Origin of the sequence: Nocardioides sp. IC4_145 (assembly GCF_011250565.1) — a bacterium.
Taxonomy (GTDB): Bacteria; Actinomycetota; Actinomycetes; order Propionibacteriales; family Nocardioidaceae; genus Nocardioides.
In genome coordinates, this window is record NZ_JAANMS010000001.1 from 87,098 (window position 1) to 101,289 (window position 14,192).

Sequence of the window (14,192 nt, forward strand, 5' to 3'; positions counted from 1 at the left end):
AGCTTGCATGTCCGGAACACCGAAGATCGCTGCCGGGGTAGCCGCCGGCTACCTGCTCGGCAGGACCAAGAAGCTGAAGATGGCGTTCACGCTGGCGAGCATGGTGGCCGGCCGGAAGGCCGCCGCCGACCCGCAGGCGCTGCTGGCGCAAGGGACCAAGCTGCTGCAGGGCAACCCGCAGCTGTTGGCCCTGCAGAAGGAGATCACCGACCGGCTGGTCGAGGCCGCGAAGGCCGCCGCGATCACGACTGCCACGGCGCGTGTCGAGCGCCTGACGCAGTCGCTGCAGGCGAGCGGAGCGCAGGGCGACGACCAGGACGAGAACCGGGACGACGAGTCCGAGGACGAAGCGGCGGACGAGTCGCAGGACGAGGCCCAGGACGAGTCGCAGGACGAGGCCGAGCTCGAGGAGGAGGAGCCGGAGGACGAGGCCCCGCCCGAGGACGAGCTCGAGGACGAGGACGAGGACCAGCCTGAGGACCAGGCGGAGGAGGAGCCGGAGGACGAGCCGGCAGACGAGGTCGAGGACGAGGACGAGGCTGAGGACCAGGCTGAGGACCAGGCTGAGGACCAGGCTGAGGACCAGGCTGAGGAGGAGCCGGAGGCTGCGGAGGAGCCGGCCGAGGAGGAGCAGCCCCCGCCCCGCAAGACCGCGAAGAAGGCCGCTCGCAAGGCGCCGGCGAAGAAGGCACCTGCCAAGAAGGCGGCGGCCAAGAAGGCACCCGCCAAGAAGGCACCCGCCAAGAAGACCTCCTCCCGATCCACGACAGGGCGGTGAGGACGATGGCGAAGTCCCCCAGCGCGGTCGAGCCGCTCAAGAACGCCACCTCCGGGTTGGCCAAGGCGCTCGGCGACCGGGCGGTCTCCGGGCTGAGCAACCAGGTCGGCAAGCTGTCGGAGCGGTTCGAGGGCATCGCCGACGGCGGCGGTCCGCTGGGCCAGGCCGTGGCCAAGGGAGGCGAGGCGGCCGCGACCGGTGGGTCAGCGACCGGCGGGGCGGTCAAGGGCCTGCTCTCCGGGGTCAAGGACAAGGTCACCGGCGGCGGCGGGAACAAGGCCGGCGGCGGGTCGAAGGCCACGGACTCGACGAACATCATCGAGTCCATCGACGTGGGCGTGCCCGTCTCCGTGGCCTACAACCAGTGGACCCAGTTCGAGTCGTTCCCGACGTTCATGAAGAAGGTCGAGAACGTCGACGCCCAGAAGGACGAGAAGCTCACCTTCAAGGCGCAGATCTTCCTCTCGCACCGCACGTGGGAGGCGACGGTCCTCGAGCAGGTCCCCGACGAGCGCATCGTGTGGCGGTCGAAGGGGGAGAAGGGCCACGTCGACGGGGCGGTGACGTTCCACGAGATCGGCCCCAACCTCACCCGCATCCTCCTGGTGCTCGAGTACTACCCCCAGGGCCTGTTCGAGAAGACCGGCAACCTCTGGCGGGCCCAGGGCCGCCGGGCGCGCGCCGAGCTGCGGCACTTCCGCCGCCACGTCATGACCCGGACGATCCTCGACCCCGAGTCCGTGGAGGGCTGGCGCGGCGTCATCCAGGACGGCGAGGTGGTCCAGTCCCACGAGGAGGTCGTCGAGGAGGAGCAGCAGGAGGCCGAGGAGCAGGAGGGCCAGGACGCCGAGGACCAGACCGACGACTCCGAGGACTACGCCGAGGACGACGCTCCCGAGGACGCCGAGGACGGCGAGGAGTACGCCGAGGACGAGGCGCCCGAGGACGCCGAGGACGGCGAGGAGTACGCCGAGGACGAGGCGCCCGAGGACGCGGAGGACGGCGAGGAGTACGCCGAGGACGAGGCGCCCGAGGACGCGGAGGACGGCGAGGAGTACGCCGAGGACGAGGCGCCCGAGGACGCCGAGGACGGCGAGGAGTACGCCGAGGACGAGGCACCCGAGGACGCCGAGGACGCCGAGGACGCAGAGGACGCAGAGGACGCAGAGGACTCGGAGGAGTACGCCGAGGAGGAGCCGGAGGCGACCGACGAGGACGCACCGGAGGAGACCGAGGACGCCGCGGACGCCGACGAGTACGTGGACGAGGAGGAGCCCGCCGAGGACGACGAGACCGAGGACGGGGTCGAGCCCGAAGCAGAGGCCGAGGACGAGCCCGAGGACGAGGCCGAGCCCGAGGAAGAAGCCGAACCCGAGCCCCCGAAGCGGCGCACCCGTCGCAAGGCCGGCTGACCCCCCCGACATCCAGGAGACACCATGACCACGCAGACCATGTCCCGCCGCCAGGGTGGCGGCTACCTCGAACGCCCGGCGCCCAGCGGGCTCGCCGACGTCGTCGAGATGATCCTGGACAAGGGCATCGTCATCGATGCCTACGTCCGGGTCTCTCTCGTCGGCATCGAGCTGCTGACGATCGACGCCCGCATCGTGATCGCGAGCGTCGACACCTACCTCCGGTTCGCGGAGGCCACCAACCGGCTCGACCTCGTGGAGAACGGCGGTGGCAAGCCGCTCGACGAGTTCCTCGGCGACATGCAGCAGAGCGGCGCCAGCCGCAAGGTGAAGGGCGCTGTGAGCGGTGTGAAGAGCGCCCTCACCAGCGGCAAGGAGAAGGACGACGACGAGGACGAGGGCTCGCGCCGGCCCGCGCGCAAGGCACCCGCGCGTCGCGGCTCGAGCGACGAGTGACCGTGTCGACGGTGGCGAGCGCCAGCCGGGCCGAGGACGACCGGGGCGAGGTCGCCCGAGGCTGCTTCGTCTACGCCGTCGTCCGCGCCGGCATGCCCGAGGCGCGCGACGCCCCGGCGGGCCTGGACGACGTACCGCTCCGGCTGGTCGTCGAGGGCGACGTCGCCGCCGTGGTGAACGACGTCCTCCTCGACCGGCCGCCGGGTCGCCGGGCGGACTTGATGGCCTACCAGCGCGTGCTCGACCACCTGGCTGCTCAGGGGCCGGTCGTCCCGGTGCAGTTCGGGTCGATGCTCCTCGACGACGACGACGTCAGGGACGGCGTGCTCGGTCCCGACGAGCCTCGGCTCGTGGCGCTCCTGGACGACCTCGAGGGTCGGTCGCAGTACCAGCTGCGCGCGACGTACGTCCCCGGGGTGCCGCTGACGGAGATCCTGTCCCTGGACCCGACGGTGGCGGCGCTCCGCGAGCAGACCAAGGACCGCTCGGAGCTGGAGAGCCACGCCGACCGGGTCGAGCTGGGCCGCCGGGTCGCCGCGGCGATGGAGGACCTGCGCGCGTTCGACGCCGACGTCCTGCTGGACGCCGTGCTCCCCTTCGTGGTGGACCACGTGATCGTGCTCGGCACCGACCTCGAGGGCCTGGCGACGTTCTCGCTGCTCGTCGACGACGAGCGCGTGGCGGAGCTCGAGGCCCAGCTCGAGGAGCTGGCGGAGGCCGTGCACGAACGCATCAGGCTTGCGCTCACCGGTCCGTCCGCCCCCTTCGACTTCGTGGGGGGTGCCTGATGGGGCTGCTGACCGGGCTGCTCGGCCTCCCGCTCGCGCCCCTGCGCGGCACCGTGGCGGTGGCGGAGCAGGTCCTCGCCGCGGCGGAGGAGCAGTACTACGACCCCGCGACCATCCGACGCGAGCTCGAGGAGGTCGCGCGGTTGCGCGACGAGGGCGAGCTCACCGAGGACGAGGCCGTCGCGCGTGAGGACGAGCTCGTCGACCGGCTCGTCGAGGCGCGCCGCAGGGGAGCAGGAGGACGTCATGGCTGAGGAACGACCGGTCCGGAAGCGTCCGGCCGCGAAGTCGGCAGCACGGTCGTCCGGCAAGCCGGCCGCGAGCTCGACCGACGGGTCAGCCCGGTCCCCAGCCGGCTCGGCGTCGTCGGACGACCGCTCCGGTCAGGAGCGGTCGAGGCGGCTCCGCCCCCGCCAGCTGGCCGAGCAGGCGGCGTCCCAGCTGCTGGAGCTCACCGGCAAGCAGCCCGAGGGCGTCACCGGACTCCATCGCACCGACGACGGATGGGTGGTGGTCGTAGAGGTGCTCGAGCTGCACCGCGTCCCCGAGACCACCGACGTGCTGGCCAGCTACGAGGTGGAGGTGGACGACGACGGCGAGCTTCTCGGCTACCGCCGCAGGGAGCGCTTCGTGCGCGGCTCGACGGAGGGCGGGCCGTGAGCGAGTCCACCGGGGTGCCGGCCGCACGGCCGTACTCCGGTGCGGTCGGCGGCCGCCCGCAGCCCGCGAGCCTGGCGGACGTGCTGGAGCGGGTGCTGGACAAGGGCATCATCATCGCGGGGGACATCCGGGTGAACCTCCTGGACATCGAGCTCCTGACGATCAAGATCCGGCTGCTCGTCGTGTCCGTCGACAAGGCCCAGGAGATGGGCATCGACTGGTGGCGCAACGACCCGATGCTCACCTCCCAGGAGAACGACCTCGCCGAGGAGAACCGCGCGCTCCGCGAGCGCGTGCGCGCCCTCGAGTCGGGCGGTGGACCCGCGACGGAGGACGAGGGACGCGGCCGTGCCCATGACGAGGCCGGGGCCGATGACGAGCGCCGGCCGAGCCGCGCGGACGGGGGCGGGCGGTGAGCACGAGCGCGCGCTACGTCTACGCCATCAGTCGCGGCCTCCGGCCCGGTCCGCTGGAGGTCCGAGGTATCCACGGCGCGGAGGTCGAGGTGGTGCGCCACCTCGACCTCGACGCGGTCGTGAGCGACGTCGACCTCGCCGAGTTCGGGGAGGAGCCGCTGCGGGAGAACCTCGAGCAGCTGTCGTGGCTCGAGGACGTCGTGCGTGACCACGACCGGGTCGTCCAGGCCGTCGCGCAGGTGGGCCCGACGGCGCCGCTCAGGCTGGCCACCGTCTTTCTCGACGACGACGGGATGCGCGCGCGGCTCTTCGAGTGGCGCTTCGCCCTCGAGCAGGTCCTCGACCGGGTCACCGGGCGTCACGAGTGGAGCGTCAAGGTGGTCCTGCCGCCGGCTCCGGCCCCGGCCGGCGTGGGCCCGGGGGCGGCCACGCACGCCGGTGACGCGCAGGCAGCCGCGGGCGGCGCGGACTACCTGCGGCGCAAGAAGGAGTCCCTGGCCGGCCGGGTCGCGGCGGAGGAGCGGGGCGCCGAGCTCGGCCGGGCGGTGCACCAGGCACTGGCGGGACGGGCGGCCGCATCCCGTCTCCTGCCGCCGCAGGACCCGCGCCTGAGCGGGCACACGGGCACCATGGTCCACAACGGCGCGTACCTGGTCGCGGACGACGAGCACGAGGCGTTCGTCGAGCGGCTCCGGGAGCTGACCGCCCAGCACCCGGACGTGGTCGTCGACGTCGGTGGTCCCTGGCCGCCGTACTCGTTCGCGATGCTGGAGCAGAGGTGAGCGCCGCCGGCCCGGCCGGCAGCCTGGACGCCGTGCTCGACGGGCACGGCGGGCACGCCGGGCTCGACCAAAGCCGTGCCGACACATCGGACGACCGGCCGCTCGGCGGGGGCGCTCCGGCGTCGCTGGTCGACCTGCTCGACCGCCTGCTCGGCACGGGTGTCGTCCTGGCCGGCGACGTCGTGATTTCGCTCGCCGGCGTCGACCTGGTGCAGGTGCGGCTGCACGCGTTGATCACGTCGGTGCGGGCCGAGATGGTGAGGGGCTGGCCGTGAGCGAGCAACGGCCCGAGGAACGGACGGAGGAGCGGACCGGGGAACGTCGCGGCCCCACAGCGGGGCGCGCCCCGGGCCGCCACGTGCTGCCCCAGCGCCTCGAGACCGACGCGGAGTCGGTGGAGAGGGACCTGCTCAAGCTGGTGCTGACGATCGTCGAGCTGGTCCGCCAGCTCATGGAGCGCCAGGCCCTGCGGCGGGTGGACGAGGGCGACCTCACCGATGAGCAGGTCGAGGAGCTCGGCACCGGGCTGATGCACCTCGAGCGGGCCATGGAGGACCTCAAGGACCGCTACGGCCTGACGAGCGCCGACCTCGACATCGACCTGGGCCCGCTCGGCACCCTGCTGGCACCGGACTGAGTCGGGACCGCCCGATCCCCGAGGGCGGTCCCGACGCCCGACCCCCCTACCGGAAGACCTTGCGCCCGCCCTTGCTCCGCCCGGTGACGCCCGAGGCGATGACCACCAGCACCGCGGCGCAGGCGATCGCGACGGCCCACCGCACCCAGTCGATGCCGTCGCTGCCGTCACCGCCGAACGCGCGGTAGACGAACCAGCCGATGACGACCCCTCCGATGCCGCACAGGATGGTCAGCCAGAGCGGGATGTTGTCCTTGTCGCCCGGGGCGACGAACTTGCCCAGCAGGCCGATGATGACGCCGGCCACGAGCACTCCGATGATCTCCACGAGTCGTCCTCCTTCGGTGCACGCGGGGCGCCCGTCCCGAGGTGACGCGCCGCAGGTCAGGCCAGGTCGCTGAGGCGCCTGATCAGGTCGATGCTCGGGTACTGGTCGGCACGGATCTTGTCGAGCAGGATCTCGCTGTAGACCGGCACGTGGTGGGGCTGCAGGTTCTCCTCGACCAGGTCCATCATCGTCGAGGACGGATAGGCGTCGTCGGCCACCTTCTGGAGCAACGTGGCCATCAGCTGGTCACGCGCGCTGTACTGCTCTTCGCGGTGCTCGTCAGCGCGGTCGGTCATCCGGGGCTCCGATCGATCAGGGGTCGGCGGTCGAGCGGTCGGCCGCCGGAGGAGCGTCCTCGTGCGCGCCGACACCCGTCACGTACCCGACGCGTCCGGCCCGGATGCCACGCGCGCCCGCTCTGCGCAGGACTTACCCGATGTTGAGTACGCCGGCGGCGAGCGGTCGCCCCCATGATGGTCGGGAGGTCCCCTGCCTGCGGTCCGCGTCGGCAGGGTGCCGGACCTGTGCACCGGACAGGAGCCGCTCATGACCACCGCCAGCACCCCCGACCCGCGGCTGCTGGACGCCGACCTCCTGAGCCGCGACGGCACCAAGGTGGGCAAGGTGGGTGCCGTCATCCTCGACCGCGACCTCGTCGCGCCGGAGTTCGTGAGCGTGCGGCGCTCCCTGCTCGGCGGTCCGGCGTGCTTCGTGCCGGTGGCCGGGAGCAGGCTCGACGAGGGCGGCGACCTCGTCGTGCCCTTCGACCTGGCGACAATCGATGCCGCTCCCCAGCCGGAGCTGCGCGGCGGGACCTTCGACGCGGCCCAGGCCCACGAGCTGCACGCGCACTACGGCACGCCGGCACACGGCGCGCCGGCCGACCCGGGCCGGTGAACGGTGCGCATCCTGGCCGCGCTCGCGGGCGCTGTGCTGTGGATCCTGGCAGGGCTCGTCGGCCTGGTCGGCGTGCTGCTGTGCGTGACCCTGGTCCTGCTGCCGCTGGGGATCCCGGTCCTGATGCTCGCTCGTAGGCTCTTCCGCTTCGCGATGACCCTGATGCTGCCGCGCGAGGTGCGCCATCCGGTCGACGCGCTCGGCAGGTCGGCCGAGCGCGCCGGCAAGAAGGCCGGCAAGGCGCTTCCCGGCAGGAAGCGGTCGTTCCTCGGCCGCCGGCGCGGTCTCGTCTGACCCGCCGTCGTACCAGCGCAGGACCTGCCGGATCGCACCGGCGGCGCCGGGGTCGTGTGCCTGACGACGCGCTCCACCGCGTCCAGGGACACACGACCGCCGGCAGCCACGCCGCGTGCGGCCGTGCCGGTCCGGCGGGTCAGCGCATCCGGATCGTGCGGGTCTTGCCGTTGCCGCCGACCTTCTTGACGGTCACCTTGAAGACGTCGGCGCCCTTGGTGTCGCGGCGCCGCTTGTCGATGTCGATGTCGCCGTCGGAGTCGGCACGGTGCACCTTGTTGTGGAACCGCTTGCCGTCGTGGCGCAGCACCACGCGCCACTTGCTGCCCGGGCGGGCGTCGTCGATGTCGACGTCGATCTCGAACCGGCCGTCGTCCTTCTCGACGGAGAAGTCCACGTCGGCGCCGGCCACGCGGAACTCGCGCTCCTTCTCCGGGCCGTCGGCGTGGGCGGGGGCAGCGAGGGCGAGGGGCGCGGCGATCAGGGAGGCCGCGGCGAGGGCGGCGGTGACGGTGCGAGCGTGCGTCATGGGGTGGCTCCGTTCGAAGAGGGGCTTCCGGGGGAGTCCGGGACGTGTGGCCCGAACGGTTCCCACTCTGCGCGGTGGCCATGAGGGCCGGGTGAGACCTTCATGAGGCCGGCTCTCATGTTCGCTGCTGAGGCACCGTGCGCTCGCGCAGCCACGTCGTCGTGCCGGGTGCCAGGCCACGCAGCTTCGGGGTCTCGTGGAGAGGTACGACGACGAGCGCGGCGTCGTCGGGCAGCGACCACTTGAGCGCGTGGTAGACCGCCGAGAGGTGCTCGGTGCTGTCGATGAGCAGCAGGCCGGGGGCGACCGGTCGGGCCTCGGTCCACGGGCCGTCGAGGTCCTCCGGCGGCTCGGCCGTCCAGGCCAGGTAGGCGGGCATGGCGGCATCCTGCCCGGTGATGGGGTGGGTGTTGCTGCTCAACCAGCGGATCGGCTGCGGGCGTCGACGGTGACGGCGGCCTCGAGGAAGCGGGGGACGAACACCTCGGCCTGCAGCACGCAGCCGGCGTGGCCGGTGGCGACCTCGTGGGCCGTGGCGCCGGGGATTCGGCGGGCCAGGGCGAGCTGGCGGGAGGCGGGGATGACGCGGTCGCCCAGCGTGACGACGACGGCGGTCGGGACGTCGATCCGGCCGAGCCACGGCTGGGAGTGGTGGTTCCCGAGCGCGCTGAGCGCCTGGCCGACCGCCCACGGGCTGGTGCTCCGCAGCTCGCGCAGCGCCCAGTCGTGGACGTCGGTGGGACGCAGGCCGGTCGCTCCGCGGGCGGCGCGGACGGCGGTGCGGGAGCGGGAGATGCCGCGGGCGGCGAGCATCGTGGCGCCCATGCCGGCGAAGAACCCCTGCTCGACGGGGTTGTTGCGGAACCGGTCGCTCGTCGCGGCCAGCACCAGCCCGGCGACGCGGTCCGGGTGCTGGCGCCAGACGCGCTGGGCGACGACGCCGCCCATCGAGTAGCCGCCGACGAGCACTTCGTCGAGCCCCAGCACGTCGCACAGCGCGGCCACGTCGTCGGCGCAGTCGCGCAGCGAGAAGTCCTCGCTGCGGATGCCCTGGCCGTGCCAGCGCTGGTCCAGGGTGATGACGCGGAACCGCCGGGCGAGGGCCTCGACCGCCGGGTACCACGTCAGCAACCCCGTGCATCCCAGCGCGTGCAGCAGCACCAGCGGCGTCGAGGACGCGGACGGGCCCGGGGTGTCGGTGACGTACGTCGTGCCCCGCCCGGGCAGCTCGACGGTGCGGCCCGCGGGGATCCGCGCCCACGGCATGTAGACCCGGCGGAGCGCGCTGCGAGGGGTCGGCAGAGCCAGTGGGATCACCTCCTCGCGCGACCGTCGACCTGTGCTAGAACACGTTACAGTTTCGCAGCGGGGCACCCCGAGTCGTGAGGAGACACGCGTGGGCACGGACGGCTACACCGAGGTGGACGCGGAGCGCGCCGAGTCGCTCGACGCGGTCCGGTCGGTCATCACCGAGGCGCTGGAGCGCGGCGGCGGCGGCTGGCGCGAGGACTGGGCGGCGCTCGCCGCGAACGGTCTCACGGCGCTGCCCGTCCCGGCCGAGCACGGGGGAGAGGGACTCGGCCTGGCCGAGGTCGCGGTCCTGCTGCGCGAGACGGGCACCCGCGCCCGCCACCTCCCCGTCTGGGAGACGCTGTGCTGCGGCGCGCTCGTCCTCGCCGCCCACGGCAGCGACGAGCAGCGCGCGGCGCTCCTGCCCGGCGTCGCTTCCGGGGAGCTGCTGCTGACGCCCGCGCTCCGCGAGGTCGGCCGGGGGCTCAGCGCGTCCTGGGCGACGCCGCCCGCCACGACGTACGACGGCAGCACGGTGTCCGGGCGCAAGGTCGGCGTGTCGTACGCCGACGCCGCGGCCCGCCTGCTCGTCACCGCGACCGGGTCCGACGGCGAGCCGGTGCTGGTGCTCGTCGACCCCAGCGGCCCGGGCGTCGAGCTGCACGAGTCGCCCTCCTCGGCCCGGCTCCCCGAGCACACCGTCGTCCTCGACGGCGCCCCGGCCGAGCTGGTCGGCGGGGCGGAGGCCGCCCGGTCGCTGCTCGAGCACGCGGTCACCGGTCTGGTCCTCACCGCCGCGGGCGTGGTGGCCGGCGCCCGCGACCTGACCGCGGAGTACATCAAGGGCCGCACCCAGTTCGGCCGCTCGCTCGCGCAGTTCCAGGCCGTCGCCATGCAGGTCGCCGACGTCTACATCACCTCCCGGCTGGCCGACCTGGCCGGGGCCAACGCCGCCTGGCGCGTCGAGCACGGCCTGGACGCGACCGACGACCTCGCCGTCGCGGCGTACTGGATCTCCGCCGAGGCGCCCCGCGCCATGCGCACCTGCCACCACCTCCACGGCGGCATGGGCGTCGACGAGACCTACCCGATGCACCACTACTACTCGTGGGTGATGGACGTCGTGCACGCGCTCGACACCCGCCCCGAGCACGTCCACGTCGAGGACCCGACCACCAAGAACCTCGAGCTCAGCGCCGAGCAGCGCGCGCTCAAGGCCGAGCTGCGGACCTACTTCACCGGCCTGGCCGACCACGACGCGCACCTCGACATGGGCAAGGACCGGCACGGCCCGACGTACCAGCGCGTCGTGCGGCAGATGGGCGCCGACGGCTGGATGGGCGTCGGCTGGCCGAAGGAGTACGGCGGCCACGGGCTCGGCGAGATCGAGCAGACGGTCTTCGCCAACGAGGCGCAGCGCGCCGACGTCCACCTCCCGGCGGTCACCCTGCAGACCGTCGGCCCGACGCTGATCCGCTACGGCACGCAGAAGCAGAAGGACCTGTTCCTCAAGCGGATCCTCGAGGGCGACGTGCACTTCGCGATCGGCTACTCCGAGCCCGACGCCGGCACCGACCTCGCCTCGCTGCGCACGACCGCCCGCCGCGACGGCGATCACTACGTCGTCAACGGCCAGAAGCTGTGGACCACCGGCGGCCACCAGGCCGACTACGTCTGGCTCGCGGTCCGCACCGACCCCGACGCGCCCAAGCACAAGGGCATCTCGATCCTCATCGTCGACACGACCGACCCCGGCTACTCCTTCACGCCGATCATCACCGCCGACGGCAGCCACCACGTCAACGCGACGTACTACAACGACGTGCGCGTGCCGGTCGACATGCTGGTCGGCGAGGAGAACCAGGGCTGGAAGCTGATCACCACCCAGCTCAACCACGAGCGCGTCATGCTCGGCCCGGCCGGCCGCATCGAGGGGCTGCGCGACCGCGTCCTGGACTGGGCGACCAAGGCCGGCGTCGCCGAGCACCCGGATGTCGTCGACGTGATGGGCCGCACCACCGCGGTCTTCCGCGTCAACGAGCTGCTCAACTGGGAGGTCGCCCGCGCCGCGGCCACCGGGGAGATCTCGGTCGGCGACGCGTCGTCCTCGAAGGTCTTCGCCGCCGACCAGGTCCAGCACCTGCTCGACGACCTGACGCGCGTCGTGCACCGGTACGGCGACCCGGCGGAGGCCGAGACGCGGCACCTGGTCGACTACCTCGACGCGCAGGCCAAGCGCAACCTCGTCCTCACCTTCGGTGGTGGCGTGCAGGAGGTGCAGCGTGAGCTAATCGCGATGTTCGGTCTCGGGCTGCCGCGGGTGCCGCGATGAATCACCCCACGAAGTTCTCCTCCTCCGCTTCGCTCCCGCAGACAACTTCGCGGGGACCCCGATGAGCGCGGCCGCCGCCGACACCGGCGCACACGAGCGGATCATGGCCGAGGCCGAGCGGATCAAGGCGCTCGGCGAGGCGGCTGAGCGCGAGGCGCGCGACCCGGTCAACCAGCCGACGATCAACAACTGGCTCGAGGCGATGGGCAACACCAACCCGCGCTGGCAGGCCGGGGAGGCGCCGCCGTCGATGGCGCAGGTGTGGACGATGTACGGCCTGGGCGGGAAGCCACCGGCCGACGACCCCCTGCACGGGATGATGAAGGTGCTGACCGACGAGGGCTACACCGCGGTCCTCGGGACGAACTGCGAGCAGGAGTACCGCCGTACGCTGCGCGTCGGCGAGCAGGTGCGCGTCACCACCGCCCTCGACTCCGTCGTCGGCCCGAAGAGGACCGGCATGGGCGAGGGCTACTTCGTCACCTCGCGCAACACCTGGTACGTCGACGGGTCGGAGAGCGACGCCGAGGTGGTCGCGACCATGCTCTTCCGCGTCCTCAAGTTCATCCCGAGGGGGGCGGCCTCGTGAGCGCCCCCGGAAGTGTCGCTGTCATCCGGCCGATGGTCGGCCGCGACAGCGCGTTCTTCTGGGAGGGCACCGCCGCCGGCGAGCTGCGCATCCAGAAGTGCAACGGCTGCGGTTCGCTGCGGTTCCCGCCCGGCCCGTCCTGCCCGCGGTGCCACTCGTTCGACCAGACGTACGTCGTCGCGGCCGGCACCGGCACGGTCTTCTCCTACGTCGTGCACCGGCACCCGCCCGTGCCCGGCAAGGAGCTGCCGATCGTCATCGCGCTCATCGACCTCGACGAGGGTGTCCGGATGGTCGGCGAGGTCACCGACGCCGTGCCCGATGGCGGGGGTTCCGAGGAGATCGAGATCGGCATGCGCCTGCGCGTCGACTTCACCCGCATCGACGACGACCTGACCCTCCCGACCTGGCGGAAGGCCTGAGATGACCACGTCCACCCTGCCCCTCACCGTGGGGGACACCATCCCGACCTGGGAGGTGCCGATCACGCCCACCCTCGTGGTGAGCACGGCGATCTCCACCCGCGACTTCCAGGACGTCCACCACGACCGCGACATCGCGCAGGCGGCCGGGTCGAAGGACATCTTCGTCAACATCCTGACCTCGACCGCCCTCGTCGAGCGGTACGTCACCGACTGGGCCCACCAGCGGACGGGCCACTGGGACACCGAGGTCCGCGGCATCGCGATCCGCCTCGGCGCGCCGGCGTACCCCTACGACACCCTCAGCTTCACCGGCTCCGTCGAGTCGGTGGAGGACGGCGTCGCCACGCTCACGGTCACCGGGTCGGTCTCGCTCGGCGACCACGTCATCGGCACCGTGAAGGTGGCCGTCTGATGGCGGGCTTCTCCCGCGAGGCCGCGATCGTCGGCATCGGCGCCACCGAGTTCTCCAAGGAGTCCGGTCGCTCGGAGCTCCAGCTCTCCGTCGAGGCGGTGCTCGCCGCGCTGGCCGACTGCGGGCTCACGCCGGCCGACGTCGACGGCCTGACGACGTTCACGATGGACACCTCCTCGGAGATCGCGGTCGCCCGCGAGCTCGGGGTGCCGGAGCTGCGGTTCTTCTCCCGGATCAACTACGGCGGCGGCGCCGCCTGCGCGACCGTCCAGCAGGCCGCGATGGCCGTCGCGACCGGCGTCGCCGACGTCGTGGTCTGCTACCGCGGCTTCAACGAGCGCTCGGGCAGCCGCTTCGGCCAGGTCTCGGTCGCCGCGGCCACCCAGGTCAACACCAACGGCCTCGACAACGCCTGGACCTACCCGATGGGCCTCGGCACGCCGGCCGCGACCGTCGCCATGCAGGCGCGGCGCTACATGCACGAGTACGGCGCCACCTCGGAGGACTTCGGCCGCGTCGCGGTCGCCGACCGCCGGCACGCCGCCACCAACCCGAACGCCTTCTTCTTCGAGCGGCCGATCACCCTCGAGGACCACCAGGCCTCGCGGATGATCGCCGACCCGCTCCACCTGCTCGACTGCTGCCAGGAGTCCGACGGGGCGGTGGCCCTCGTCGTGGTCTCGGCCGAGCGGGCGAAGGACCTGCCGCAGAAGCCGGCGTACGTCGCCGCAGCGGCGCAGGGGAGCGGCAAGGACCAGTTCGTGATGACGTCGTACTACCGCGACGACATCGGCATCCCCGAGATGGGCGTCGTCGGTCGCGAGCTGTGGCGCCAATCCGGCCTGCGGCCCGACGACATGCCGGTCGCGATCCTCTACGACCACTTCACGCCCTACGTCCTCATGCAGCTGGAGGAGCTGGGCTTCTGCGGCCGCGGCGAGGCGCCCGGGTTCGTCGCGGACGGTGCGATCGAGATCGGCGGCCGGCTGCCGGTCAACACCCACGGCGGCCAGCTCGGCGAGGCCTACATCCACGGGATGAACGGCATCGCCGAGGGCGTCCGCCAGCTGCGCGGCACCTCGGTCAACCAGGTCGACGGCGCCGGGCACGTGCTGGTCACCGCCGGCACCGGCGTGCCGACCAGCGGGCTGGTGCTCTCGGCCTGAG

At 72.6% G+C, this 14,192-nt stretch carries 22 protein-coding genes; 17 read left to right on the forward strand and 5 right to left on the reverse strand.

The window, feature by feature from the left end; translation table 11 throughout:
* Positions 1-7: 7 nt before the first annotated feature.
* Genes G6553_RS00410 through G6553_RS20820 form a run of 10 tightly spaced genes read left to right on the forward strand, consistent with a single transcriptional unit; the run spans position 8 to position 5,929 of the window.
* Positions 8-778 (forward strand): hypothetical protein, encoded by a 771-nt coding sequence (locus G6553_RS00410; RefSeq protein WP_166188140.1) that lies wholly within the window; start codon positions 8-10, stop codon positions 776-778.
* 5 nt (positions 779-783) lie between these two features.
* A complete protein-coding gene (locus G6553_RS00415) occupies positions 784-2,190 on the forward strand; it encodes an SRPBCC family protein (protein ID WP_166188142.1) in 1,407 nt (468 codons plus the stop codon).
* 39 nt (positions 2,191-2,229) lie between these two features.
* Complete coding sequence (gene gvpJ, locus G6553_RS00420; protein ID WP_207619194.1) at positions 2,230-2,646, forward strand: gas vesicle protein GvpJ; 417 nt, start codon at positions 2,230-2,232, stop codon at positions 2,644-2,646.
* An 11-nt stretch (positions 2,647-2,657) separates the two neighbouring features.
* A complete protein-coding gene (locus tag G6553_RS00425; protein WP_166188148.1) occupies positions 2,658-3,434 on the forward strand; it encodes a GvpL/GvpF family gas vesicle protein in 777 nt (258 codons plus the stop codon).
* Positions 3,434-3,688 carry a gas vesicle protein GvpG gene (locus tag G6553_RS00430; protein ID WP_166188151.1) on the forward strand — a complete coding sequence of 85 codons (255 nt, stop codon included), beginning with the start codon at positions 3,434-3,436 and terminating at the stop codon, positions 3,686-3,688. Before G6553_RS00425 ends, G6553_RS00430 begins: the two co-directional genes overlap by 1 nt.
* Positions 3,681-4,094 carry a gas vesicle protein GvpO gene (gvpO, locus tag G6553_RS00435; protein WP_166188154.1) on the forward strand — a complete coding sequence of 138 codons (414 nt, stop codon included), beginning with the start codon at positions 3,681-3,683 and terminating at the stop codon, positions 4,092-4,094. The genes G6553_RS00430 and gvpO overlap by 8 nt, the downstream gene beginning before the upstream one ends.
* Positions 4,091-4,510, forward strand: coding sequence for a gas vesicle protein (locus tag G6553_RS00440; protein WP_166188157.1), 420 nt, complete (start codon positions 4,091-4,093; stop codon positions 4,508-4,510). The genes gvpO and G6553_RS00440 overlap by 4 nt, the downstream gene beginning before the upstream one ends.
* Positions 4,507-5,292 (forward strand): GvpL/GvpF family gas vesicle protein, encoded by a 786-nt coding sequence (locus tag G6553_RS00445; protein ID WP_166188160.1) that lies wholly within the window; start codon positions 4,507-4,509, stop codon positions 5,290-5,292. The genes G6553_RS00440 and G6553_RS00445 overlap by 4 nt, the downstream gene beginning before the upstream one ends.
* The gene (locus tag G6553_RS21945) at positions 5,289-5,567 is read left to right on the forward strand and encodes a gas vesicle protein (RefSeq protein ID WP_166188163.1); all 279 of its coding nucleotides are present in this window, start codon (positions 5,289-5,291) and stop codon (positions 5,565-5,567) included. Before G6553_RS00445 ends, G6553_RS21945 begins: the two co-directional genes overlap by 4 nt.
* Positions 5,564-5,929, forward strand: a complete 366-nt coding sequence (locus tag G6553_RS20820; protein ID WP_166188166.1) for a gas vesicle protein K — start codon at positions 5,564-5,566, stop codon at positions 5,927-5,929. Before G6553_RS21945 ends, G6553_RS20820 begins: the two co-directional genes overlap by 4 nt.
* A gap of 46 nt (positions 5,930-5,975) precedes the next feature.
* Here the strand turns inward: G6553_RS20820 and G6553_RS00460 are convergent, their stop codons facing one another.
* The gene (locus G6553_RS00460) at positions 5,976-6,257 is read right to left on the reverse strand and encodes a GlsB/YeaQ/YmgE family stress response membrane protein (protein ID WP_166188169.1); all 282 of its coding nucleotides are present in this window, start codon (positions 6,255-6,257) and stop codon (positions 5,976-5,978) included.
* 56 nt (positions 6,258-6,313) lie between these two features.
* Positions 6,314-6,553 carry a hypothetical protein gene (locus G6553_RS00465; protein WP_166188172.1) on the reverse strand — a complete coding sequence of 80 codons (240 nt, stop codon included), beginning with the start codon at positions 6,551-6,553 and terminating at the stop codon, positions 6,314-6,316.
* A 250-nt stretch (positions 6,554-6,803) separates the two neighbouring features.
* Here G6553_RS00465 and G6553_RS00470 point away from each other — a divergent pair, with 250 nt between their 5' ends.
* A complete protein-coding gene (locus tag G6553_RS00470) occupies positions 6,804-7,154 on the forward strand; it encodes a hypothetical protein (protein WP_166188174.1) in 351 nt (116 codons plus the stop codon).
* Between the two features lie 3 nt (positions 7,155-7,157).
* Complete coding sequence (locus tag G6553_RS00475; protein WP_166188177.1) at positions 7,158-7,448, forward strand: hypothetical protein; 291 nt, start codon at positions 7,158-7,160, stop codon at positions 7,446-7,448.
* Between the two features lie 139 nt (positions 7,449-7,587).
* On the opposite strand, the gene G6553_RS00480 is transcribed toward G6553_RS00475, so the two are convergent.
* From G6553_RS00480 to G6553_RS00490, 3 genes are all read right to left on the reverse strand, one after another.
* The gene (locus tag G6553_RS00480; RefSeq protein ID WP_166187948.1) at positions 7,588-7,977 is read right to left on the reverse strand and encodes a hypothetical protein; all 390 of its coding nucleotides are present in this window, start codon (positions 7,975-7,977) and stop codon (positions 7,588-7,590) included.
* Between the two features lie 115 nt (positions 7,978-8,092).
* Positions 8,093-8,356: a hypothetical protein gene (locus G6553_RS00485; protein WP_166188179.1), complete on the reverse strand. Its 264-nt coding sequence runs from the start codon at positions 8,354-8,356 to the stop codon at positions 8,093-8,095.
* 38 nt (positions 8,357-8,394) lie between these two features.
* A complete protein-coding gene (locus G6553_RS00490; RefSeq protein WP_347565417.1) occupies positions 8,395-9,294 on the reverse strand; it encodes an alpha/beta hydrolase in 900 nt (299 codons plus the stop codon).
* Positions 9,295-9,373: 79 nt separating this feature from the next.
* On the opposite strand from G6553_RS00490, the gene G6553_RS00495 reads away from it, so the two are divergent.
* From G6553_RS00495 to G6553_RS00515, 5 genes are all read left to right on the forward strand, one after another.
* Complete coding sequence (locus G6553_RS00495; protein WP_347565418.1) at positions 9,374-11,599, forward strand: acyl-CoA dehydrogenase; 2,226 nt, start codon at positions 9,374-9,376, stop codon at positions 11,597-11,599.
* A gap of 61 nt (positions 11,600-11,660) precedes the next feature.
* Positions 11,661-12,188: a MaoC family dehydratase N-terminal domain-containing protein gene (locus tag G6553_RS00500; RefSeq protein WP_166188182.1), complete on the forward strand. Its 528-nt coding sequence runs from the start codon at positions 11,661-11,663 to the stop codon at positions 12,186-12,188.
* Positions 12,185-12,610 (forward strand): Zn-ribbon domain-containing OB-fold protein, encoded by a 426-nt coding sequence (locus tag G6553_RS00505; RefSeq protein WP_347565419.1) that lies wholly within the window; start codon positions 12,185-12,187, stop codon positions 12,608-12,610. The genes G6553_RS00500 and G6553_RS00505 overlap by 4 nt, the downstream gene beginning before the upstream one ends.
* A gap of 1 nt (position 12,611) precedes the next feature.
* Positions 12,612-13,025 carry a MaoC/PaaZ C-terminal domain-containing protein gene (locus G6553_RS00510; RefSeq protein WP_166188183.1) on the forward strand — a complete coding sequence of 138 codons (414 nt, stop codon included), beginning with the start codon at positions 12,612-12,614 and terminating at the stop codon, positions 13,023-13,025.
* Positions 13,025-14,191, forward strand: a complete 1,167-nt coding sequence (locus tag G6553_RS00515) for a lipid-transfer protein (RefSeq protein WP_166188185.1) — start codon at positions 13,025-13,027, stop codon at positions 14,189-14,191. Before G6553_RS00510 ends, G6553_RS00515 begins: the two co-directional genes overlap by 1 nt.
* Position 14,192 lies beyond the last annotated feature (1 nt).

Coding starts and splice junctions, on each gene's coding strand:
- G6553_RS00515 (WP_166188185.1), top strand. CDS start 13,025: ATGGCGGGCTTCTCCCGCGAGGCCGCGATCGTCGGCATCGGCGCCACC.
- gvpJ (WP_207619194.1), top strand. CDS start 2,230: ATGTCCCGCCGCCAGGGTGGCGGCTACCTCGAACGCCCGGCGCCCAGC.
- G6553_RS00470 (WP_166188174.1), top strand. CDS start 6,804: ATGACCACCGCCAGCACCCCCGACCCGCGGCTGCTGGACGCCGACCTC.
- G6553_RS00410 (WP_166188140.1), top strand. CDS start 8: ATGTCCGGAACACCGAAGATCGCTGCCGGGGTAGCCGCCGGCTACCTG.
- G6553_RS00480 (WP_166187948.1), bottom strand. CDS start 7,977: ATGACGCACGCTCGCACCGTCACCGCCGCCCTCGCCGCGGCCTCCCTG.
- G6553_RS00430 (WP_166188151.1), top strand. CDS start 3,434: ATGGGGCTGCTGACCGGGCTGCTCGGCCTCCCGCTCGCGCCCCTGCGC.
- G6553_RS00465 (WP_166188172.1), bottom strand. CDS start 6,553: ATGACCGACCGCGCTGACGAGCACCGCGAAGAGCAGTACAGCGCGCGT.
- G6553_RS00415 (WP_166188142.1), top strand. CDS start 784: ATGGCGAAGTCCCCCAGCGCGGTCGAGCCGCTCAAGAACGCCACCTCC.
- gvpO (WP_166188154.1), top strand. CDS start 3,681: ATGGCTGAGGAACGACCGGTCCGGAAGCGTCCGGCCGCGAAGTCGGCA.
- G6553_RS00510 (WP_166188183.1), top strand. CDS start 12,612: ATGACCACGTCCACCCTGCCCCTCACCGTGGGGGACACCATCCCGACC.
- G6553_RS00485 (WP_166188179.1), bottom strand. CDS start 8,356: ATGCCCGCCTACCTGGCCTGGACGGCCGAGCCGCCGGAGGACCTCGAC.
- G6553_RS00500 (WP_166188182.1), top strand. CDS start 11,661: ATGAGCGCGGCCGCCGCCGACACCGGCGCACACGAGCGGATCATGGCC.